We start from the raw sequence: 19,935 nt of genomic DNA on the forward strand, positions 1-19,935 counted from the left end.
GTGCGGGTTAACAATCGACGACAAAGTTTAGCACGGACAAAGCACAACCTTCCCCTGTTTCAGGAGAAGGTTGTGACCGGTAACTATCGGAAAATATTAGACTGGTGGTAAATCGAACAGCAACACTTCACTTTGAGCATTTGCATGAATCGAAATCGCTTGCTCATCCCACACCGCAACCGCGTCGCTGGTTTTTGCCTGAGTGCCATTAATCGACACATCACCTTTCACCACCTGAACCCATATACGGCGATCTGCCGGGATCTGATAAACAGATTGCTCATCTTTAGCCAGCGCCCAGCGTGAAAGCTCCATATCCTGATTCACTTTCAATGAACCGTCTCGCGCATCTGGTGAAAGCACCAGCTGGCGGCCCTGCGGCGCATCAAAACGGCGTTGGTCGTAACGCGGCGTGATGCCGGTTTTTTCTGGGATGATCCAGATTTGGTACAGACGCAGGCGCTCAGTTTTACTTGGGTTGTACTCGGAGTGAGTAATCCCGGTACCGGCACTCATAATCTGGAATTCACCCGCTGGAACCTTTTCTTCGTTACCCATGCTGTCACGGTGTGCTACGGCACCTTCCAGCACATAAGTCAGGATTTCCATATCTTTGTGCGGGTGGGTACCGAACCCTTCACCAGCTTCCACTACGTCTTCGTTAATCACACGTAATGCCGAGAAACCCATGAAATTGGCATCGTAATAGTTAGCGAAAGAGAAGGTGTGCCAGCTATCTAACCAACCATGATTCGCATGACCACGTTCTTCAGCTTTTCTTAAGTAGATCATTTTCATTTCTCCGCAATTCGTTTGATGGACTAAGTGTGGACTCGAATCGGAAATGATCATAGAGGGTGAAAATTGACGCCTCTGTTCAAAAAAAATGAACGAGTCAGAGGCGTCGTATTTCGGTTTAAGCGAGGGTCACAGTAGAGGGAGAGGCTTGCTCGAAACCGCGCTCGAGGATCTCAAGGTTGGTCAGTGCTTCAATTTCTCTGACGTAATTTGGCTTGCCATTAACAATGGTTTCGTACAGCGCGTCGTATACGCGCCCGTAGTCACCCGCTTCCGGCTTCAACTCTTCGCGCACGCTTTCACCCGCATCGTTTACATACTCAAGCACGCCTACGCTGCTGTCTGCCGCAAAGCCCGGTTCGCCCGGCATGATGTACGCTTTAAGGCTGGTTTCTTGCTGGTCAATGCCGTACTTAATGAATGAGCCTTTGGTGCCGTGAACCAGGAATTTTGGGTAATCGATTTTCACCAGATGGCTGGTTTTAACGATAGCTTTCATATCGCCATAGAAAAGCTGGGCTTCAAAGGTATCGTCCGGGTTAGCTTTATTGCGCACGCTACGAATATCGTAGGTGACGTGGTCCGGGCGGCCAAACAGCGAGATGATTTGGTCCATGGTATGCACGCCGAGGCCATAGAACGCGCCATCTGCCGGCAGCCCAGGTTTAGTTTCCGCAACCGGGCGATACATATCAAAGTGGCTTTCTATTTCAACGATGTCGCCAAGTTTGCCGCTTTCGATAGCTTTTTTCATCGTCAGGAAGCAGGAGTCAAAACGGCGATTCTGGTAAGGCGTGACGGTCAGCCCTTTTGCTTTTGCCAGTTCAAACAACTCTTTGGCTTCAGCAAGGGTCGGGGTAAACGGTTTTTCCACCAGTACGTTTTTACCCGCTTCAAGTGCGCGTTTCGCGTAATCAAAATGGCTGTCAGCGTGGGTGCAAACCACCACCAGCTTTACCTGCGGATCATTCAGCACTTCGTCTAAATCGCTGGTGAAATGAATGTGGCTATACTCCGGCTGCTGTTCGATGTCCGGCTTTTCATTGCGACGGAAAATATGGGCAACGTGGAATTTATCTTTGCGAACCAGAACGTAAGGAAGGTGGTAACGCGTGGTGCTTTTGCCAAAACCTATAAAAGCGCAGTGTAGGGTCATTGCTTCGTCCTTTTTGACTTTGAATTGCAATTACCCTACTGCAAACTCCGGCGGATGGCACTTCGTTTATCCGCCCTACTAATGCAAAGTGACACTTGGTTTGCCCTAATTATTTTGAGTTGTAGCAAGGCGGCAAGGGAGTGAATCCCGATGAGCTTACTTAGGTAAGTGATTCGGGTGAGGGAGTGCAGCCAACGCAGCTACAGCTTCAAATAAGACGGGCAAAAAAAAGCCAGCTCGAGGCTGGCTAAGTAATACTGGAAGCAATGTGAGCAATGTCGTGCTTTCAGGTTGTCTCCGTAGGGGTCTCCCCTGAACGCATGGCAATAATAATCATTATCATTCGCACTTGTAAAGCGAAATTTCAAAAAATATGCGGTTGACAGCAAAGTGAAAGTCAATGATGTTTAAAGGGATTATGTAACTCATTGAGGATAAAAGGATGAACGAAATCGTAGTACGTCACGCTGAAATCAGCGACGCTCAGGCGCTGTATGAAATCTACTCCCAGCCAGCATTGGTTCGTGACACGCTACAGATTCCTCATCCACCACTACTTCATTGGACGGAACGCGTAACCAATCTAAAACCCGGCAGCCGTAACCTGGTGGCATGCATCGACAATAGGATTGTCGGGCAGCTAATGCTGATGGTGGAACAGTCCCCACGTCGTAGCCATGTAGCCACTTTTGGGATGGGCGTCGACTGCCGCTATCAGGGCAAGGGAGTCGCTAGTGCGCTAATGCAGGAAATGGTAAATCTGTGCGACAACTGGCTGCGCATCGAGCGTATTGAACTGACGGTTTTCACCGATAACGAGGCGGCGTTGGCAACCTATCGCAAATTCGGTTTTGAAATTGAAGGCACTGGGAAGAACTTCGCGCTGCGTGAAGGCAAGTATGTAGACGCCTATTTTATGGCGCGATTTAAGCCGGTGTAACAAGGCGGATGGCACTTGCGCTTATCCGCCCTACGCCTCAGATTTGTAGGGTGGGTAGACGCAGCGCCATCCACCAATTATTCAGTAACCCGCCGTCAAATCATCCACCGAGCGCGGGTCAGACGCACCGTACAATGCGCCATCCGGCCCCATCATAATGCTTTGCGTGCTACCCATCGCCTCTTTCACTACCACGTTCTGCCCTTTTTCTTTCAGCAGTTTAAGCGTGTCCGGGCTAAAGCCTTTTTCGACCCTTAACTCGTCAGGCAGCCATTGATGATGGAAGCGCGGCGCGTTGGTCGCTTCGGCGACGTTCATGCCGTAATCGATAGTATTCATCACCATTTGCAGCACGGTCGTGATTATTCGGCTACCGCCAGGGCTGCCGGTCACCAGCCAGGTTTTGCCATCTTTCACCACGATAGTTGGGGACATCGACGACAGCGGGCGTTTATGCGGCCCAACGGCGTTTGCATCGCCACCCACCAGCCCGTATACATTCGGCACACCTGGTTTGGCAGAGAAATCATCCATTTGGTTGTTCATGATAATGCCGGTATTGCCCGCCACGATACCTGTTCCGAACACAGTGTTCAGCGTGTAAGTCACCGCCACGGCGTTGCCATCTTTATCCACCACCGAGAAATGGGTGGTCTGGTTACTTTCATACGGCGCGAGGTTCCCCGGTTTGATTTCACTCGACGGACGCGCTTTGTTGATGTCGATCTTATCAGCCAGCGATTTGGCGTACGCTTTGTCGGTCAGCGCCTGCCACGGCACTTTCACGAAGTCTGGATCGCCAAGATATTCCGAGCGATCTGCATACGCGTATTTTTCGGCTTCAGCGGTTAGCTGCATCGCATCGGCGCTACCAAAACCGTATTTAGCGAGATCGAAATTCTCCAGAATATTCAGGATTTCGACGATATGGATACCACCAGAAGACGGCGGTGGCATGGAGAAAATCTGGTAGCCACGGTAATCGCCGCTAATCGGCGCACGTTCAACCGCTTTGTAATTCGCCAGATCGTCCTTGCTAATCAGCCCACCGTTTTTTGCCATCTCTTCGGCGATTTGGTCAGCAATCGTCCCTTTATAGAAAGCATCCGGGCCAATCTCAGCAATCATCTCCAGGCTTTTGGCGAGATTGGTCTGCACCAGTTTGTCGCCTTTTTGCAGCGGATTACCGTCTGCTTTCCAGAAAATAGCTTTGCTGTTGGGGTGATTCGGAAGGACTTCCGCGCCGTAGACTTTCAGGTCTTCAGCCAGCGCGTCGTTGACGGTAAATCCGTCATGCGCCAGTTTGATCGCCGGTTGGATAACTTTGTTGAGCGGCAGCGTGCCGTATTTTTCCAGCGCCATGGCGAAGCCCGCAACGGTGCCAGGCGTGCCTGATGCCAGATGAGAAGTGAGGGATTTTTTACTGTCGGCATTGCCCTGCGCATCAAGGAACATATCGCGCGTGGCTTTTTCTGGCGCCATTTCACGGAAATCTATCGCGGTTGTTTTGCCATCTTTGGTGCGCAGCATCATGAAACCACCGCCACCGATATTCCCCGCTTGTGGATGGGTTACCGCCAGTGCAAAGCCTACAGCAACCGCCGCATCAACGGCATTTCCGCCTTGTTTCAGAATATCGACACCCACTTGCGTGGCGAGAGAATCCTGGGACGCCACCATGCCGTTTTCAGCACGTACAGGATGAAACACATCCGCTTCCACGCCGTAAGAAACGGGAGCCGGAGCCGCAACGGGCGGTAGTGCGGCACTAACTGAGAGGCACAGTCCAAGCGTTAACGCAGGAACGGCTATCCAGCGCAGAATTTCCAGACGTATTGTTTTCCACTGCTTCATCGTTATTTTCTCCATTTTTCAATGAGGTCAATCGCCCAATAAGCCTGGTCCACAATTCCTAAATAATCTTCATGTGAATAGAAAAGGATTAAACTTAATAGATCCCCCAATGGAGGAAATGACGATGAAAAAAATATTATTACTGGCGGCCCTGCTGCCATTGACCTGTTTGGCGCAGCCGATTAATACCCTGAATAATCCAAACCAACCGGATTACCAGATCCCAAGCCAGCAGCGGATGCAGCAGCAGATGCAAACTCAACAGACACAGCAAAAAGGGATGTTGAATCAGCAGTTACAAACGCAAACACGCATGCAACAACAGCATCTGGAAGGGCAGATAAACAATAATTCGCAGCAGGGCGTCTTTAAGGTGAAAAAAACGCTGCCGAATGAGATGGAAGTAGGAACGCAGCAGGTACTGCCAAATACCAATGGCGGAATGCTAAGTGGCAGCGGAGGTAGCAGCCAGGATCATATGCTGCAACCGAAAACCAATGGCAGCATGCTCAATCAAAACAGCAACTCGACTTCACTACAGCCGAACATCCCGCTGAAAACAATTGGGCCGTAAAGGTACCGGTGGATGGCGCTAGCGCTTATCCCCCTACAAATCGTAGGTTGGGTAAGCGAATGCGCCACCCGACGCAATCACGCGGTAAAATCCGGCCCAATCTCATCAATTCTATCGGTGCAAATCGTATCGACTCCCCAGCGCAGCAGCGTTGCTGCACGCTGGGGAATATTCACGGTATAAACCAGAATATGTAATCCAGCCTCTTTCAATTGCTGCACGCGAGTTTCATCGAGCAGTTTATGGTTCAGGTGGATTGAAACGCAGCCAAGACGCGTCGTCAGTTCACGCCAGTCATCCCGCCAATCATCAAGTAGCAACCCACGTGGAAGCTCAGGCACGGCATTGTGCGCCGCCTCCAGCGCTTCGATAGAAAACGAAGATAACAGTGGCGCTGTTTGCCCCAGCCATAATTCACGAGCCGCCAGTGCGATAACTTTCCCGGTTTCTCTATCGGTGCCGGTGGTCGGCTTAATTTCGATATTCGCCATCATGCCGTGCTGTTTACAACGCGCGGCCACCTGCGAAAGAAGGGGTAATGGCTCGCCTTTAAACTCACCGCTGAACCAGCTTCCTGCATCAACATTCAGCAGCTTATCCCACGGTAAATCGCCTGCAATTCCCCAGCCGTTGCTGGTGCGCTCAAGCGTGTCGTCATGCAGCAAGAAGATTTGCCCGTCTTGTGAAAGCTTGGCGTCAAACTCAATCATGGTGTGACCGTAGCGCGCACCGACATCAATAGCCGCCAGCGTATTTTCCGGCGCCAGTTTTCCCCCACCACGATGGGCTGCGATTTTTGGATAAGGCCAGTTACTCATAAACGTTGTCCGTTTTCTTTATCAAAGAAATGTAGATGATTTTCAGGCAGATATAGCCACAGCGTACTTCCGGGTTGCGGTCGTTCCTGATGCGCTAAGCGCACCACCATTTTTTGCTCACCCCAGCGCCCATGCACCAGATTATCCGCGCCGAGCATCTCCAGCGTGTCCACCACAAATGGCACACCGCCTGCGGTTTGTGAGCTTAGCGCAATATGTTCCGGGCGGATACCCAGGGTAACAGCCCGGCCTCGTTGCAGATTAGCTGCATTGCCCAGTGGTAGAGCCATCCCACCAGCCAGTTCGAAACGCGTGCCGTCGTCGCTGATATTTCCTTCCAGCAGGTTCATGGCAGGTGAACCAATAAAGCTCGCGACAAAGCGGCTTGCCGGGCGTTCGTAGACTTCGACAGGCGTACCGATTTGCTCCGCGATACCTTTGTTCATCACCATCACGCGCTGCGCCAGCGTCATTGCTTCCACCTGATCGTGTGTAACGTACAAACTTGTGGTTTTCAGGCGACGGTGTAGCTGTTGTAATTCAAGGCGCATCTGCACGCGCAGTTTGGCATCAAGGTTTGAGAGCGGTTCATCGAACAGGAAAACCGCCGGATCGCGCACGATGGCGCGCCCCATAGCTACACGCTGGCGTTGCCCGCCGGAAAGTTCACGTGGGCGGCGTTTGAGCAAGCCATCAAGTTCCAGAATACGGGCCGCTTCCGCGACTTTCTGCTGAATATGCCCTTTGCCCATGCCACGGATTTTCAGGCCCCAGGCCATGTTTTCTTCCACGCTCATGTGCGGATAAAGTGCGTAATTCTGGAACACCATCGCAATTCCACGCTCTTTCGGTTCCATCTCTGTGACGCGCTGCCGGTCAATCCAGATGTCGCCGCTGGTGACGCGTTCGAGTCCGGCAACCATGCGTAGCAGCGTGGATTTGCCGCAGCCCGACGGACCCACCATCACGATAAACTCACCGTCGGCCACATCCAGCGTCAGCGGTTGAATCACTTGAGTTTTGTTGTCCCAGCTTTTGGATACTGCCTGTAATTTCAGTCCTGCCATGGGTTATTTCTCACTATCCACTAAGCCACGCACAAACGCGCGTTGCATTACTAAAACGATAATTACCGGGGGAATCAGGGTCAGTAACATGGCCGCCATCACCTGGTTCCACTGAGTGCTTCCTTCGCCGGAAGACATCATCCCTTTGATACCCGCCACCGCCGTGCCGAGGTTTACGTCGCTAATGATCAGCAGCGGCCACAGATACTGGTTCCAGCCGTAGATAAAGGTGATGACGAACAGCGCCGCCAGATTGGTTTTTGAGAGCGGTAACACGATGTCGCGAAAGAAACGCATCGGTGTTGCACCATCGATGCGTGCCGCTTCCATTAACTCATCGGGCAGCGTCATAAAGAACTGGCGGAATAAGAAGGTCGCGGTCGCTGAAGCCATCAGTGGCAGCGTCAGACCGGTGTAGCTATCGAGCATTTTAAGATTTGCGATGACTTCAACAGTCGGAAAAATACGCACTTCAACGGGCAGCATCAGGGTGATAAAGATCATCCAGAAGAACAGGTTACGCAGCGGAAAACGGAACCAGACGATGGCGAATGCGGAGAGCATCGACACCGTGATTTTGCCGATGGTAATAACCAGCGCCATCACAAAACTGTTGAACAGCATCAGGCCGAACGGCGCGCTGTTCGCCCCCACGCCGTGCGTCCAGATGTAAGACATATTTTCCAGCAGATGCGTGCCGGGAATTAGCGTCATCGGCGTCTGAAATACGGCCTGGTTATCCAGTGTCGCCGCGACAAATGCGACATACATGGGAAATAGAATGACGATGATGCCAAGTATCAGCATGGTATGGCTGAAAATGGTCAGCCCACGACGATTTTCAATCATTGATAACGCACCTTACGTTCCACAAAACGGAACTGAATGACGGTCAAAATGATCACCAGGAACATCAGCACGACCGATTGTGCTGCCGATGCGGAAAGATCGAGCCCGGCAAAGCCTTCGCGATAAATTTTGTAGATTAGCGTGGTGGTCGCCTGCACGGGGCCACCGCCTGTTGCGGCGTCGATAACCGGGAAGGTATCAAAAAAGGCATACACCAGGTTCACCACCAGCAGGAAGAAACTTACCGGAGCAATGAGCGGCAGCGACAACTTGAAGAAACGTCGTACTGGCCCTGCGCCATCAATCGATGCAGCCTCTACTAGCGAGCGAGGAATAGATTGCAATGCCGCAAAAAAGAACAAAAAGTTGTAGCTGATTTGCTTCCACACCGAGGCAAACACGACGAGAAACATCGCCTGACCACTGTTTTGCGCGTGGTTCCAGTGATAACCAAACTGCTCAAGCACGTGGGTCAGCAGGCCACGTCCTGGGTTAAACAGGAATATCCACAGCACGGCGGCAATCGCTGGTGCCACCGCATACGGCAGCAGCATTAGCGTTTGGTAGATTCGGCTGCCGCGAATGACATAATCGGTGAGCGCAGCGAAAAAGAGTGACACCAGCAGGCCGCTGCCAGCAACTAAGCCACTGAAAATCAATGTGGTATAGAAAGAGTCGAGATAGTAACTGTCGTGGAATAGCTGTTTGAAGTTGTCCAGCCCGACAAACGTACTCGAAAGCCCAAACGGATCGACATTCTGGAGTGAATACCACAGCGCTTCGCCCGCAGGCCAGATGAAAAAGATAATGGTGATAATCAGTTGCGGCAGAACTAGTGCATACGGAAGCCAGCTGGAACGGAACACCGGACGAGATGATGACATAAGCGATTCTTTTCCTGAACAATGTCGGGTGACGGCTTCGCCTTACCCGACCTACAAACAGCAGTTCGTAGGTCGGATAAGCAAAGCGCCATCCGACACCAACAAAACTTAAGACTTCGTTGACTGCTCGAAACGGCGAAGCAGCTGATTTCCGCGCTCAACCGCGCTATCTAAAGCCTGCTGAGGGGTTTTCTTGCCAGTCCATACCGATTCCAGTTCTTCATCTACGATGGTACGAATCTGCGGCATGTTGCCCAGACGCAGCCCTTTGGTGAACGGCAACGGCGGCTTATTCATCATCTGGCGCGTAGCGATATCGGCACCCGGATTTTTCTCGTAGAAGCCTTGTTCGCGCGTCAGGTCATAAGCGGCTTTGGTAATCGGCAGATAACCTGTTTTCTGGTGCCATTCAGCGGCAATTTCTGGCTGAGCAAGGAACTGCATAAACTCGGCAACGCCTTTGTAAGTTGCGGCGTCTTTACCCTGCATAACCCACAGACTTGCCCCACCAATAATGGCGTTTTGCGGTGCATTCGGAATGGTTGAATCGTAAGGCATCATGCCCACGCCATAGTTGAATTTGGCATAATGGCGGATGTCAGCAAGCGAACCGGAAGAGGCGGTGGTGATCGCGCAGTCACCGTTGTAGAACTTCTCGGTGGACTCATCTTTACGGCCAAAGTAGCTGAAATCACCTTTCTTATTCAGCTCTTCCAGCAGAGCGATGTGTTTCACCTGCTCTGGTTTATTGAATTCCAGAACTGCATCAGTGCCGTCAAAACCATTGTTTTTGGTCGCAACCGGCAAGCCGTTCCACGCGCTGAAGTTTTCAATTTGAATCCAACCCTGCCAGCCGCTGGCGTAGCCGCACTTCATGCCTGCAGCTTTAAGTTTGGCGGTGTATTCCGCCAGATCCTGCCAGGTTTTTGGCGGCTGGTCCGGGTTCAGGCCTGCTTTCTTGAAGGCATCTTTGTTGTAATACAAAACCGGCGTTGAGCTGTTGAAAGGCTGGGAAAGCAGATGCCCGGTTTTCGCATCGGTGTAGTAACCGGAAACCGTCGGCACAAACTGAGATTCATCGAACTTAATGCCCGCATCGTTAAACACTTCATACACCGGTTTGATCGCTTTCGAGGCCATCATGGTCGCGGTGCCTACTTCATAAACCTGCAAAATAGCCGGTGCGTTGCCCGAGCGGAAAGCCGCGATCCCTGCCGCCAGGTTTTGTTCGTAGTTGCCTTTATAAACCGGAACAATTTGGTAGCCAGGATGCGTCTGGTTAAAGCGTTGAGCCAGTGAGTCAACCTCTTTGCCCAGTTCGCCTTCCATTGAATGCCAGAATGGAATGGAGGTGGCGGCGATGGCGCTGCTGCTAAATACGCATCCTAGCGCTAAGCAAAGTGCTGTATGTCGTAACGATGCAGTCATGTCTTATCTCTCTAGTTATCCCCTTCATACTTCAGGCCGCATCTTTGTTGGCTTCACTCACCGCCCGAATCACTTACTTGAGTAAGCTCATCGGGACTTGCTCTGTTGCCGCCGCGATGCAACCAGAATTATTTAGGGGTCTATAGGTTGCGCGGAAATACGCGTTTTTGTTCGCATCAAAACATGACATGCGCGTATGACAGAAAAATAACCAAGAGGTGACAGGATCGTGACGAGGAGGTGAAGGAAAGTTGACGGAACTATGCCCGGCGGAGTTGTTCCGCTATTTCATCTAGAGATAGCTGCCCTGCAGCGGCATCAACAGTGAGCTGAACAAAGTGATGGCTACCAGGAAGATCGATACCATTACGACGCAGGAATAATAAGGTAATAAAAAGCGCCGTACGTTTATTGCCATCATTAAAAATATGGCCGCGAGAAATCGCCAGCAAATGCATCGCGGCCAGCAAATAAAGATCATTGATGCCTTCATAGACATACTTATTCAGCACACGGTACAACAACGCTTCAGCCCTGCCGCGATCGGGCATTCCTGGGACACCGGGCGTCATTTTCAAAATTCTGTCATGGAACTGAACTATCTCTTCCGCTGAGATAAACTGGATTGTCATTTATCTGCCAGTGCCCTTATCGCATCACCATGAACATCCATGATGGCGGCAAATTCCGCATCCATTTTTGCCTCCTGATAACGTTCAAACTCTTCACTGCTAATAATTACTGCCGATTTATGCCCGCGACGGGTAATGGTTACCGGCTGGCCATCAACGGCTAAATCCAATGCTGCGGCAAGATTCTGCCTTGCCTCACTATAATTCATGGTGTTCATTTCAGACTCCTTAAAGTACACAATAATTGTACAAGTATATTGTACGATTTAGAAGTCAGAGATAAAAAAAGGAGCTCGTGAGCTCCTTTTTGATTAAGGCATATACCCTAAATAATTCGAGTTGTAGGACTAAAACGATGAAGGCATTTTAATCCCACAGCCTGAAGTATGATGGGTATAAATTAGCCGCCAAGGTAGGCGCTACGCACCGCTTCATTAGCTAACAGCGCATCGCCTGTGTCTTCCAGCACCACGTGGCCGTTTTCCAGCACATAGCCACGGTCAGCAAGCTTCAGCGCCTGGTTGGCGTTCTGCTCAACGAGGAAGATGGTCATCCCTTCGCTGCGCAATTTTTCGATGGTGTCGAAAATCTGCTGGATGATGATTGGTGCAAGACCGAGCGACGGTTCATCTAACAGCAACAAACGCGGCTGGCTCATCAATGCACGGCCAATCGCCAGCATTTGCTGCTCACCACCAGACATCGTGCCCGCACGCTGAATACGACGCTCCAGCAGGCGCGGGAACAGTTCGTAAACGCGTTGGATGCGTTCATGATACTGGTCGCGTTCCGCGAAGAAGCCGCCCATCGCCAGGTTTTCTTCTACTGTCATGCGGGAAAACACGCGGCGGCCTTCTGGCACAATTGCAACGGCTTCACGCATGATGCGCGCGGTATGCCAGTCGGTAATGTCTTTACCATCAAAGGTAATCTTGCCGCTTGAAGCACGCGGATCACCGCACAGTGTTCCCAACAACGTCGTTTTACCGGCACCGTTTGCGCCAATCAGGGTGACGATTTCGCCCTGTTTGATATGCAGACTGACCTCATGAAGCGCCTGGATTTTTCCGTAGTGGGCGCTTACGTGGTCAAATGACAACATGATATTTTCCATCTTATGCCTCACCCATTCTTATGCTTCGCCCAGATAGGCGCGGATTACGTCAGGGTTATTACGGATTTGCTCCGGCGTGCCGTTCGCAAGAGGCGTCCCTTGGTTTACCACGTAAATCCTGTCAGAAATGCCCATCACCAGTTTCATATCGTGCTCGATTAACAGCACGGTAGTGTTGTGATGGTTGCGTAACTCCATGATTAACTCATCGAGCTCATGCGTTTCTTTCGGGTTAAGGCCTGCCGCTGGCTCATCAAGCATCAGAATTTCTGGCTGAGTCACCATGCAGCGTGCAATCTCAAGGCGGCGCTGATCGCCATACGCCAGGTTGCTCGCCTGACGGTTAGCCTGCTCAAGCAGACCAATACGATCAAGCCATGTTGCGGCACGATCCAGCGCTTCGCTTTGTGAGCGGCGAAAAGCGGGTGTTTTCAGCAAACCTGAAAACACACCGGTTTTCAGTTGCATATGCTGAGCAACCAGCAAGTTTTCAATCACGGTCATTTCACGGAACAGACGCACGTGCTGGAAAGTACGCACCACGCCCATACGTGCAATTTGCTGGCCCGGCAGACCTTCAAGGTGTTGATCACGCAACAGAATCGTACCGCCTGAAGGCTTGTAGAAACCGGTCAGGCAGTTAAACACCGTGGTTTTACCGGCACCGTTCGGGCCGATTAACGAAACAATTTCTTGTGGATGCAGTTCCAGTGAAACATTGTTTACGGCGAGCAGGCCGCCGAAACGCATCATCAAGCCGTTTACGGATAACAATGGCTGACTCATGCCTGCTCTCCTTTCACTTGTTCCACTTGCTCTTTTTTAAGCTTTAATTGCGGGCGTGACATTGGCAGCAAGCCTTGTGGACGCCAAATCATCATCAGCACCATCAAGCCACCCAGCACCAACATGCTGTATTCGTTCAGATCACGCATCAATTCGCGCGACACCACCAGCAGCACGGCGGCGAGGATAACGGCAAACTGCGAGCCCATACCACCCAGCACGACAATCGCCAGTACGAATGCAGATTCGGCAAAGGTGAAGGATTCCGGGCTAACAAAGCCCTGACGCGCCGCAAACAGCGTTCCGGCAAAACCGGCAAACGCGGCGCTGATGGTAAATGCAGTCAGTTTGATGCGAGTAGGGTTCAGACCCAGTGAACGGCAAGCAATCTCATCTTCACGCAATGCTTCCCATGCACGGCCCAGAGGCATACGCAGCAGTCGGTTAATGACAAATAGCGACAGCACAACCAGCAACAGCGCAACGAGGTACAGGAAGATAATCCTGTCACCTGGGTTATATGCGACGTTAAAGAAGTTGCTGAACGTATCCCATCCGCCTTCACGCGCGCTGCGGCTGAATTCCAGACCGAACAGCGTAGGTTTTGGAATCTGGCTGATGCCGTTCGGGCCACCGGTAATTTCGGTGTTATTGAGCAGCAAAATACGGACGATTTCACCAAAGCCGAGCGTCACAATCGCGAGGTAGTCGCCGCGTAAACGCAAAACTGGGAAGCCGAGGAGGAAACCTGCTGCCGCAGACACCAGGCCCGCAATTGGCAAGCATGTCCAGAATCCCAGACCGTAGTAGTGGTTGAGCAGCGCAAAGGTATAAGCACCGATGGCATAAAAACCGCCATAGCCCAGAACCAACAAGCCAGACAAACCGACAACCACGTTCAGGCCAAGGCCGAGAATGATATAAATCATCGTCAGCGTTGCGATATCCACCGTACCGCGTGACACCACGAATGGCCACGCAACCGCGAGCACCAACAATGCCAACAGGAACAGTTTTTGTTTCGGCGTAGAACCGTCTAACGCAGGCAGGACAAACTTCGGCCCGGAGACTTTTTTCATGCCTTTCTGGAATACAGGGCGCAGTAACTGGAAGACGAAGACAATCGCTGTACCAATCAACACCCATTCCCAGCGCACCGTTTCTGCGCTATGGACGACAAGCTTAGTGCCATCGAGGCTCAGCTGAACGCCCATAAAGACGCCCGCCAGCACGAAAAATATGGCCGCCGAAAGCAGCGCCAAAACAACATGCATCGGTTTCATACTTTTTCTACCTCCGGGCGACCCAGGATACCGGTAGGCATAACCAGCAGTACCACGATGAGCAGCGCAAAGGAGACAACATCTTTATATTCAGTGCTCAGATACGCGGAAGTCAGCGCCTCTGCAACACCTAAAATCAGGCCACCAATCATCGCACCAGGAATACTACCGATACCGCCAAGTACTGCTGCGGTGAAAGCTTTCATCCCGGCCATAAAGCCGATGTATGGGTTGATAACGCCGTAGAACTGGCCGAGCAGTACACCTGCAACCGCAGCCATGGCTGCGCCAATGACGAAGGTCAGAGAGATAACGCGGTCAGTGTTAATTCCGAGCAGGCTCGCCATTTTCAAATCTTCTGCACACGCACGGCACGCACGGCCCATGCGGGAGTAGCGAATAAACAGCGTCAGAGCCAGCATTGCGATGAACGTTACAACCCAAATCACCAACTGCATTGTGGTAATGGTTGCGGTGAAATTGTCGCTGGCACCGACGACCCACTGGCCGTTAAACAGGCTAGGCAGCGCAATATCACGTGAACCTTCGGTCAGGCTGACGTAGTTTTGCAGGAAGATGGACATCCCGATAGCAGAGATCAGTGCAATCAGACGCTTAGAGTTACGCACCGGCTTGTACGCGACGCGCTCGATGCTCCAGCCGTAGGCACTGGCAATAACAATGGCACCGATAAAACCAGCACCAACCAGCATCCAGCCCACATCAATGCCCATCATCATCAGCGCTGCGATGATCATAAACGAGACGTAGCTGCCGATCATATATACCTCGCCATGGGCGAAGTTGATCATGCCGATAATGCCGTAAACCATGGTGTAACCGATGGCAATCAGCGCGTAAGTACTACCCAGCGTGACGCCGTTAAACATCTGTTGCAGGAAGTAGAGGAACTGCTCGGACATACAATAACCTTATTTATTCCTCCCCAACGCATAGCCGCCGGGGAGGTGGGATGACCCAGAATTACCGATCTGCTTATTTCGTCGCAACAGATGACGAACCGTCGGCATGCCACTGGAATACACCAAAATCAAATCCCTTCAGATCGCCTTTCTCATCCCAGTTCAGCGGCCCAATCACGGTTTTAGCACCGTTAGCTTTCAAATCTTTGATTAAATCAGCAGGCTCTGCACTGCCGGTACGCTCAAGTGCAGTCGCCAGAGATTGCACTGCTGCGTAAGTAATCCATACGTAAGGACCACTTGGATCTTTCTTCTCAGCTTTCAGCTCATCAACAATAGCTTTGTTCGCCGGGTCCTGGTCATAGCGTTTTGGCATAGTCACTAACATACCTTCGCCTGCATTGCCTGCGATGTTAGACAGCGATGCGTTACCCACACCCTCTGGACCCATAAACTGAGTTTTCAGGCCAACAGCGCGTGCCTGACGCAGAATCTGACCCATTTCTGGGTAGTAACCGCCGTAATAAACGAAGTCGATGTTTTCTTTCTGCAGACGCGCAACCAGCGTGGAGAAGTCTTTATCGCCCGCAGTGATACCGTCGAAGAAGACGATGTTAGCTCCGCCTTTTTTCAAGCCATCCTGCACAGAACGCGCCAGGCCTTCGCCATATTGCTGTTTGTCATGAATGACTGCGATGCGCTTCGGTTTCACAGTATCGAGAATGTATTTAGATGCCGTTGGACCCTGGGAAGAGTCCAGGCCAGCGGTGCGCATAATCATTTTATAACCACGAGCAGTTAGCTCTGGGTTAGTTGCGCCAGGGGTGATCATCAGGATGCCTTCGTCTTCGTAGATATCAGACGCTGGCTGAGTAGAAGAAGAGCAAAGGTGGCCGATGACATAACGCACACCGTCGTTAACGATTTTGTTGGCAACCGCTACCGCTTGTTTCGGGTCACAAGCATCGTCGTATTCAACCGCAACAAGTTTGTCGCCTTTGATGCCGCCTTTAGCGTTGATGTCTTTAATTGCCTGGCGCGCGCCGTTGAACTCCATATCGCCCCACTGCGCAACCGGACCAGACATCGCACCAACAACCGCAACTTTGATGTCTGCTGCGGTTGCCGCGTGAGACACCGCCAGCGCAATAACCCCAGCGAGTAATGTCTTCGCGTTCATTTTCATAGATCCAATTCCTGTTCGTGATTATGTGGTTTTATAGTGACCAAAAAACGCACTGTGCGTTTTGTAGCCTTTAACCATTTTTATGAGTGCCTTTAAGGGCTTAGCGCTAAAATTTACAATTTTTAAAGCTAAACTCTCTATTTTTCAGGCTATTAAGCAAAGATATTATTCTGTATTTGCTCATAGTTAAACAAAAAAAAGCAGCTTTTTCAGCATAAAATAGCGATACAAAGAGCGGAATAAATCACTAGGTTTTAGGGTTTTATACTGACCATATTTCAATCTGCCGCTTATCGAACTGGCATACGTTTGACGCAAAAATTAATCGTCTGGTATATGACAGATAAAAGATAAAGCGTCTGGCGCAAATAAATTGGTTACACTCGGGGTTTTCCCGCTTTTTGGTTAGCTCGCTTATGAAACTCACCATCATTCGTCTGTTTGAGTGTAGTGCTCAGGATGAGATCGATCTTGCTAAGATCTGGCCGGAATACTCCAGCGCTTCGCTTGCTTTGACTGATACTCACAGAATTTATGCTGCAAAATTTAATGACAGACTATTAGGCGCGGTTCGCGTCACGCTTGCCGGAACAGAAGGTGCATTAGATTCGCTACGGGTACGTGAAATCACCCGTCGCCGTGGGGTTGGGCAATATCTGATCGAAGAAGTGATTCGTGATAATCCTGGCGTTGCCGGTTGGTGGATGGCAGATGTCGGCGTGGAAGACCGCGCAGTTATGACGGCGTTTATGCGGGCTTTGGGCTTTGTTGAACAGAGTGGTGGTTGGGAGAAGTAGGATTTAAGCGTCGGATGGCGCTAACGCTTATCCGACCTACGATCACGTGAGCAAAAGTAGGTCGGGTAAGCGCCAGCGCCACCCGACAATTTTTACTTAGCGTCGGTCGCCGTACCATTAGCATGCCAGGTAAACACGCCAAACTCGAAGCCCTTCAGATCGCCTTTCTCATCCCAGCTCAGCGGCCCCATTACGGTTTCAACTGTTGCGCCTTTCAGGTAAGTCGCGATCTTAGCAGGATCTTCTGACTGGTTCAGACCCGCCGCCAAAGATTGCAGTGCTGCGTAGGTCGTCCATACGAATGCGCCGCTTGGATCTTGTTTCTTCGCTTTGATGGCATCTACAACCGGTTTGTTAGCAGGAACCTGGTCGTAGTTCTTCGGTTTGGTGACTAACAGGCCTTCAGCAGATTCACCGGCAATGTTAGACAATGAAACGTTCGCCACACCTTCTGGACCCATGAACTGAGTTTTCAGGCCTGCTGCACGAGACTGACGCAGGATCTGACCCATTTCCGGGTGGTAGCCACCATAGTAAACGAAGTCGATGTTCTCTTTCTTCAGGCGTGCCACCAGCGTGGAGAAGTCTTTCTCGCCTGCGGTGATGCCATCAAAGAACACCACGTTAGCGCCGCCTTTTTTCAGGTTGTCCTGAACGGAGCGCGCCAGGCCTTCGCCATACTGTTGTTTGTCATGAATTACCGCGATGTTTTTCGGTTTTACATGCTCAAGGATGTATTTCGCCGCAGTCGGGCCCTGATCGGAGTCCAGACCGGTAGTACGCATTGTCAGTTTATAACCGCGCGAAGTCAGCTCAGGAGCCGTTGCCGCAGGGGTAATCATCAGAATACCTTCGTCTTCGTAGATGTCAGACGCAGGCTGGGTGGAAGAGGAACACAGGTGGCCGATAACGTATTTGATCCCATCGTTAACCACTTTGTTAGCGACAGCCACGGCTTGTTTCGGGTCACAAGCATCGTCGTATTTAGTGATAACCAGTTTGTCGCCTTTGATGCCGCCTTTGGCATTAATATCAGCAACCGCTTGTTCTGCACCGGTAAATTCCTGGTCGCCATATTGAGCAACCGGGCCAGACATCGCCCCAACTACCGCTACTTTGATATCCTTAGCAAATGCCGCGTTGCTCATCGCAAGCGCAATACAACCAGCCAATAACGCTTTGCCCTTCATTTTCATCCTGAGAATCCCCATTCTTGTTGTGATTGGTATTTACCCATCATCCTTCAAGCTGCAGGGGGTGTTGGCTGCACTCACTTACCCGAATCACTTACCTTAGTAAGTTCATCGGGATAAGCTCCCTGGCCGCGTTACTCGGCAGAGCCTCGCCCCGTTGGGGCCAGCGCAAGCGCTGTTCAAAAGGTAAAAACCTTTTGTCCTGCAACTCGAATGCTAATGGATAATTGTTGTGTTGTTTTGGCACGGTTTTATTTTTGATTTAAGAACACCGCGCGTGCCTTCGCCGCACTCCGAGTTAAAAACATACCCGAATTTACGGTTTTTGGAATAACAATTTTTTCACAATGGGAAAGGAAAGTGACGGGCATAAAAAAACCGCCCCGGATGAACTGACCCCATAAAGTTGGACGGTTTATATCAGGCGGCTATCTGGGCCTGGGTTCGGTACTCTACCGGACTCAGGCCTTTTAGTTTCTGTTTTATTCTTTCATGGTTGTAATAGTAGATATATTCGTCAATAGCATCCCGTAACTCCCTGATGCTTTTATACTCCTCCAGATACAGGCATTCCGTTTTCAGCGTGCCGAAGAAGCTTTCTATCAGCGCATTGTCATAGCAGTTTCCCTTGCGTGACATACTCTGTTTCAGCCCTGCATCCCTGAGTCGCTTCTGATAGTGCGCCATCTGATACTGCCAACCCTGGTCTGAATGTACCAGCGGATATTCACCTTCACTCAGAACCGACAGCGCCTTACTCAGCATATCGTCCACCATCGACAGAACGGGTCGATGCTCCATCTGATACGCCACGATTTCACCGTTATACAGGTCAAGGACCGGGGATAAATACAGCTTTTCCCCGGCAATTTTAAATTCTGTCACGTCTGTTACCCACTTCTGGTTGGGTTTGTCTGCACTGAACTGGCGGTTCAGCACATTACCCGCAGCTTTGCCATATCGCCCTTTATGCTTATGGAACAGCGCTAAAATCTGATGCTTATCATCAGCATATTTGTCCGGTTTTTTCGCGCAAGCCAGCTGCCAGTAAAACGTACTTCTGGCCAGCTCCGCCGCTTTTAACAGACGAGCCAGGGGATGCTGCGGCCTTAACTCATTCACGACCTGTGTTTTCTGCCGCGTTCTGGCGTGTTTTTTTCCCTGAGTAAGGCCTGAAGCTTTTTTAGATAAGCCACTTCGACGCGTAGCTGCTCGAGCTCCTCACGTTCGTCCGGGTTAAGGGGCGTTTGAGGCGTGTTGACTGATTTATTTCCAGGGGTATCCGGCATCGTTTTTTTCCTGCGGCGGTTATCTGTCAGGGCTTGCAGACCGCCTTCATCATACAGTCGTTCCCACTCACAAACCGTGGAAAAGGCAGGAATAGAGAATGTTGCACAAACTTCGCGAACAGACAGTCGATGCTCACGCATATACAGGATGACGGACTCTTTAAAGACAGGAGAGTAGGTGAAGCGTCGTATGGTTAGCCCGGCTTCGCCATGAAGCTTCCAGACGGCAGACCACTTACGAACGGCACTGTGATCGATACCAAAACGCTTTGCTGTCGCTTTGTACCCTTCCAGACCGGAAAGATAGTGCTTCACAACCTGAAGTTTGAAGCTAAGAGAATATTTGCTCATAAAAAACTGCACC

Annotated in this window: 19 protein-coding genes and 1 pseudogene; 3 read left to right on the top strand and 17 right to left on the bottom strand. The window is 51.0% G+C overall.

Annotated features, from left to right (window positions below; genetic code table 11):
- Positions 1-96 precede the first annotated feature (96 nt).
- Together IX31_RS16840 and IX31_RS16845 are read right to left on the bottom strand one after the other, a co-directional pair.
- Positions 97-792 (bottom strand): pirin family protein, encoded by a 696-nt coding sequence (locus tag IX31_RS16840; protein WP_034460489.1) that lies wholly within the window; start codon positions 790-792, stop codon positions 97-99.
- Between the two features lie 124 nt (positions 793-916).
- A complete protein-coding gene (locus tag IX31_RS16845) occupies positions 917-1,954 on the bottom strand; it encodes an oxidoreductase (RefSeq protein WP_034460490.1) in 1,038 nt (345 codons plus the stop codon).
- A gap of 442 nt (positions 1,955-2,396) precedes the next feature.
- On the opposite strand from IX31_RS16845, the gene IX31_RS16850 reads away from it, so the two are divergent.
- Positions 2,397-2,894: a GNAT family N-acetyltransferase gene (locus IX31_RS16850; protein ID WP_034460491.1), complete on the top strand. Its 498-nt coding sequence runs from the start codon at positions 2,397-2,399 to the stop codon at positions 2,892-2,894.
- An 81-nt stretch (positions 2,895-2,975) separates the two neighbouring features.
- On the opposite strand, the gene ggt is transcribed toward IX31_RS16850, so the two are convergent.
- Positions 2,976-4,748: a gamma-glutamyltransferase gene (gene ggt / locus IX31_RS16855; protein ID WP_034460492.1), complete on the bottom strand. Its 1,773-nt coding sequence runs from the start codon at positions 4,746-4,748 to the stop codon at positions 2,976-2,978.
- Positions 4,749-4,872: 124 nt separating this feature from the next.
- Between ggt and IX31_RS16860 the strand changes: the two genes are divergently transcribed.
- The gene (locus tag IX31_RS16860; RefSeq protein WP_034460494.1) at positions 4,873-5,322 is read left to right on the top strand and encodes a DUF2756 family protein; all 450 of its coding nucleotides are present in this window, start codon (positions 4,873-4,875) and stop codon (positions 5,320-5,322) included.
- A gap of 77 nt (positions 5,323-5,399) precedes the next feature.
- On the opposite strand, the gene ugpQ is transcribed toward IX31_RS16860, so the two are convergent.
- The 12 genes from ugpQ to livK all read right to left on the bottom strand — a co-directional run bounded on the left by ugpQ (position 5,400) and on the right by livK (position 16,292).
- Positions 5,400-6,140: a glycerophosphodiester phosphodiesterase gene (ugpQ, locus tag IX31_RS16865; RefSeq protein WP_034460495.1), complete on the bottom strand. Its 741-nt coding sequence runs from the start codon at positions 6,138-6,140 to the stop codon at positions 5,400-5,402.
- The gene (locus IX31_RS16870; RefSeq protein WP_034460496.1) at positions 6,137-7,207 is read right to left on the bottom strand and encodes a sn-glycerol-3-phosphate import ATP-binding protein UgpC; all 1,071 of its coding nucleotides are present in this window, start codon (positions 7,205-7,207) and stop codon (positions 6,137-6,139) included. The genes ugpQ and IX31_RS16870 overlap by 4 nt, the downstream gene beginning before the upstream one ends.
- A 3-nt stretch (positions 7,208-7,210) precedes the next feature.
- Positions 7,211-8,056 carry a sn-glycerol-3-phosphate ABC transporter permease UgpE gene (ugpE, locus tag IX31_RS16875; RefSeq protein ID WP_034460497.1) on the bottom strand — a complete coding sequence of 282 codons (846 nt, stop codon included), beginning with the start codon at positions 8,054-8,056 and terminating at the stop codon, positions 7,211-7,213.
- Positions 8,053-8,940, bottom strand: a complete 888-nt coding sequence (ugpA, locus tag IX31_RS16880; protein WP_034460498.1) for a sn-glycerol-3-phosphate ABC transporter permease UgpA — start codon at positions 8,938-8,940, stop codon at positions 8,053-8,055. Before ugpA ends, ugpE begins: the two co-directional genes overlap by 4 nt.
- A 108-nt stretch (positions 8,941-9,048) precedes the next feature.
- The gene (gene ugpB / locus IX31_RS16885) at positions 9,049-10,368 is read right to left on the bottom strand and encodes a sn-glycerol-3-phosphate ABC transporter substrate-binding protein UgpB (protein ID WP_034460500.1); all 1,320 of its coding nucleotides are present in this window, start codon (positions 10,366-10,368) and stop codon (positions 9,049-9,051) included.
- Between the two features lie 260 nt (positions 10,369-10,628).
- Positions 10,629-11,000, bottom strand: coding sequence for a type II toxin-antitoxin system death-on-curing family toxin (locus IX31_RS16890; RefSeq protein ID WP_034460501.1), 372 nt, complete (start codon positions 10,998-11,000; stop codon positions 10,629-10,631).
- Positions 10,997-11,218 carry a type II toxin-antitoxin system Phd/YefM family antitoxin gene (locus IX31_RS16895; RefSeq protein ID WP_034460502.1) on the bottom strand — a complete coding sequence of 74 codons (222 nt, stop codon included), beginning with the start codon at positions 11,216-11,218 and terminating at the stop codon, positions 10,997-10,999. The genes IX31_RS16890 and IX31_RS16895 overlap by 4 nt, the downstream gene beginning before the upstream one ends.
- 182 nt (positions 11,219-11,400) lie before the next feature.
- Positions 11,401-12,114 (bottom strand): high-affinity branched-chain amino acid ABC transporter ATP-binding protein LivF, encoded by a 714-nt coding sequence (gene livF / locus IX31_RS16900; protein ID WP_034460504.1) that lies wholly within the window; start codon positions 12,112-12,114, stop codon positions 11,401-11,403.
- Between the two features lie 18 nt (positions 12,115-12,132).
- Positions 12,133-12,900: a high-affinity branched-chain amino acid ABC transporter ATP-binding protein LivG gene (livG, locus tag IX31_RS16905; RefSeq protein WP_034460506.1), complete on the bottom strand. Its 768-nt coding sequence runs from the start codon at positions 12,898-12,900 to the stop codon at positions 12,133-12,135.
- The gene (locus IX31_RS16910) at positions 12,897-14,183 is read right to left on the bottom strand and encodes a high-affinity branched-chain amino acid ABC transporter permease LivM (RefSeq protein ID WP_034460508.1); all 1,287 of its coding nucleotides are present in this window, start codon (positions 14,181-14,183) and stop codon (positions 12,897-12,899) included. Before IX31_RS16910 ends, livG begins: the two co-directional genes overlap by 4 nt.
- On the bottom strand, positions 14,180-15,106 hold the full coding sequence (livH, locus tag IX31_RS16915) for a high-affinity branched-chain amino acid ABC transporter permease LivH (protein ID WP_034460510.1): 927 nt from the start codon (positions 15,104-15,106) through the stop codon (positions 14,180-14,182). Before livH ends, IX31_RS16910 begins: the two co-directional genes overlap by 4 nt.
- A gap of 73 nt (positions 15,107-15,179) precedes the next feature.
- Entirely contained in the window at positions 15,180-16,292 is a 1,113-nt protein-coding gene (gene livK / locus IX31_RS16920) for a high-affinity branched-chain amino acid ABC transporter substrate-binding protein LivK (RefSeq protein ID WP_034460512.1), read from the bottom strand.
- Positions 16,293-16,708: 416 nt separating this feature from the next.
- Between livK and panM the strand changes: the two genes are divergently transcribed.
- The gene (panM, locus tag IX31_RS16925) at positions 16,709-17,089 is read left to right on the top strand and encodes an aspartate 1-decarboxylase autocleavage activator PanM (protein ID WP_034460514.1); all 381 of its coding nucleotides are present in this window, start codon (positions 16,709-16,711) and stop codon (positions 17,087-17,089) included.
- Positions 17,090-17,181: 92 nt separating this feature from the next.
- Here panM and IX31_RS16930 read toward each other — a convergent pair whose 3' ends face one another.
- Complete coding sequence (locus tag IX31_RS16930; RefSeq protein WP_122974048.1) at positions 17,182-18,285, bottom strand: branched-chain amino acid ABC transporter substrate-binding protein; 1,104 nt, start codon at positions 18,283-18,285, stop codon at positions 17,182-17,184.
- 417 nt (positions 18,286-18,702) lie between these two features.
- Positions 18,703-19,922, bottom strand: a pseudogene (locus IX31_RS22960) (IS3 family transposase).
- Positions 19,923-19,935: the final 13 nt, after the last annotated feature.

The sequence above is a fragment of the Buttiauxella noackiae genome, assembly GCF_000737905.1.
In the GTDB taxonomy this organism is placed as follows: Bacteria; Pseudomonadota; Gammaproteobacteria; order Enterobacterales; family Enterobacteriaceae; genus Buttiauxella; species Buttiauxella noackiae.

Excerpts from the sequence above, each read along its gene's own strand:
- livH (WP_034460510.1), bottom strand. The coding sequence starts at position 15,106 with ATGTCCGAGCAGTTCCTCTACTTCCTGCAACAGATGTTTAACGGCGTC.
- IX31_RS16910 (WP_034460508.1), bottom strand. The coding sequence starts at position 14,183 with ATGAAACCGATGCATGTTGTTTTGGCGCTGCTTTCGGCGGCCATATTT.
- IX31_RS16895 (WP_034460502.1), bottom strand. The coding sequence starts at position 11,218 with ATGAACACCATGAATTATAGTGAGGCAAGGCAGAATCTTGCCGCAGCA.
- livF (WP_034460504.1), bottom strand. The coding sequence starts at position 12,114 with ATGGAAAATATCATGTTGTCATTTGACCACGTAAGCGCCCACTACGGA.
- ugpQ (WP_034460495.1), bottom strand. The coding sequence starts at position 6,140 with ATGAGTAACTGGCCTTATCCAAAAATCGCAGCCCATCGTGGTGGGGGA.
- ugpA (WP_034460498.1), bottom strand. The coding sequence starts at position 8,940 with ATGTCATCATCTCGTCCGGTGTTCCGTTCCAGCTGGCTTCCGTATGCA.
- IX31_RS16850 (WP_034460491.1), top strand. The coding sequence starts at position 2,397 with ATGAACGAAATCGTAGTACGTCACGCTGAAATCAGCGACGCTCAGGCG.
- ugpE (WP_034460497.1), bottom strand. The coding sequence starts at position 8,056 with ATGATTGAAAATCGTCGTGGGCTGACCATTTTCAGCCATACCATGCTG.
- livK (WP_034460512.1), bottom strand. The coding sequence starts at position 16,292 with ATGAAAATGAACGCGAAGACATTACTCGCTGGGGTTATTGCGCTGGCG.
- IX31_RS16870 (WP_034460496.1), bottom strand. The coding sequence starts at position 7,207 with ATGGCAGGACTGAAATTACAGGCAGTATCCAAAAGCTGGGACAACAAA.
- ggt (WP_034460492.1), bottom strand. The coding sequence starts at position 4,748 with ATGAAGCAGTGGAAAACAATACGTCTGGAAATTCTGCGCTGGATAGCC.
- IX31_RS16890 (WP_034460501.1), bottom strand. The coding sequence starts at position 11,000 with ATGACAATCCAGTTTATCTCAGCGGAAGAGATAGTTCAGTTCCATGAC.
- ugpB (WP_034460500.1), bottom strand. The coding sequence starts at position 10,368 with ATGACTGCATCGTTACGACATACAGCACTTTGCTTAGCGCTAGGATGC.
- IX31_RS16930 (WP_122974048.1), bottom strand. The coding sequence starts at position 18,285 with ATGAAAATGAAGGGCAAAGCGTTATTGGCTGGTTGTATTGCGCTTGCG.
- IX31_RS16845 (WP_034460490.1), bottom strand. The coding sequence starts at position 1,954 with ATGACCCTACACTGCGCTTTTATAGGTTTTGGCAAAAGCACCACGCGT.
- panM (WP_034460514.1), top strand. The coding sequence starts at position 16,709 with ATGAAACTCACCATCATTCGTCTGTTTGAGTGTAGTGCTCAGGATGAG.
- livG (WP_034460506.1), bottom strand. The coding sequence starts at position 12,900 with ATGAGTCAGCCATTGTTATCCGTAAACGGCTTGATGATGCGTTTCGGC.
- IX31_RS16840 (WP_034460489.1), bottom strand. The coding sequence starts at position 792 with ATGATCTACTTAAGAAAAGCTGAAGAACGTGGTCATGCGAATCATGGT.
- IX31_RS16860 (WP_034460494.1), top strand. The coding sequence starts at position 4,873 with ATGAAAAAAATATTATTACTGGCGGCCCTGCTGCCATTGACCTGTTTG.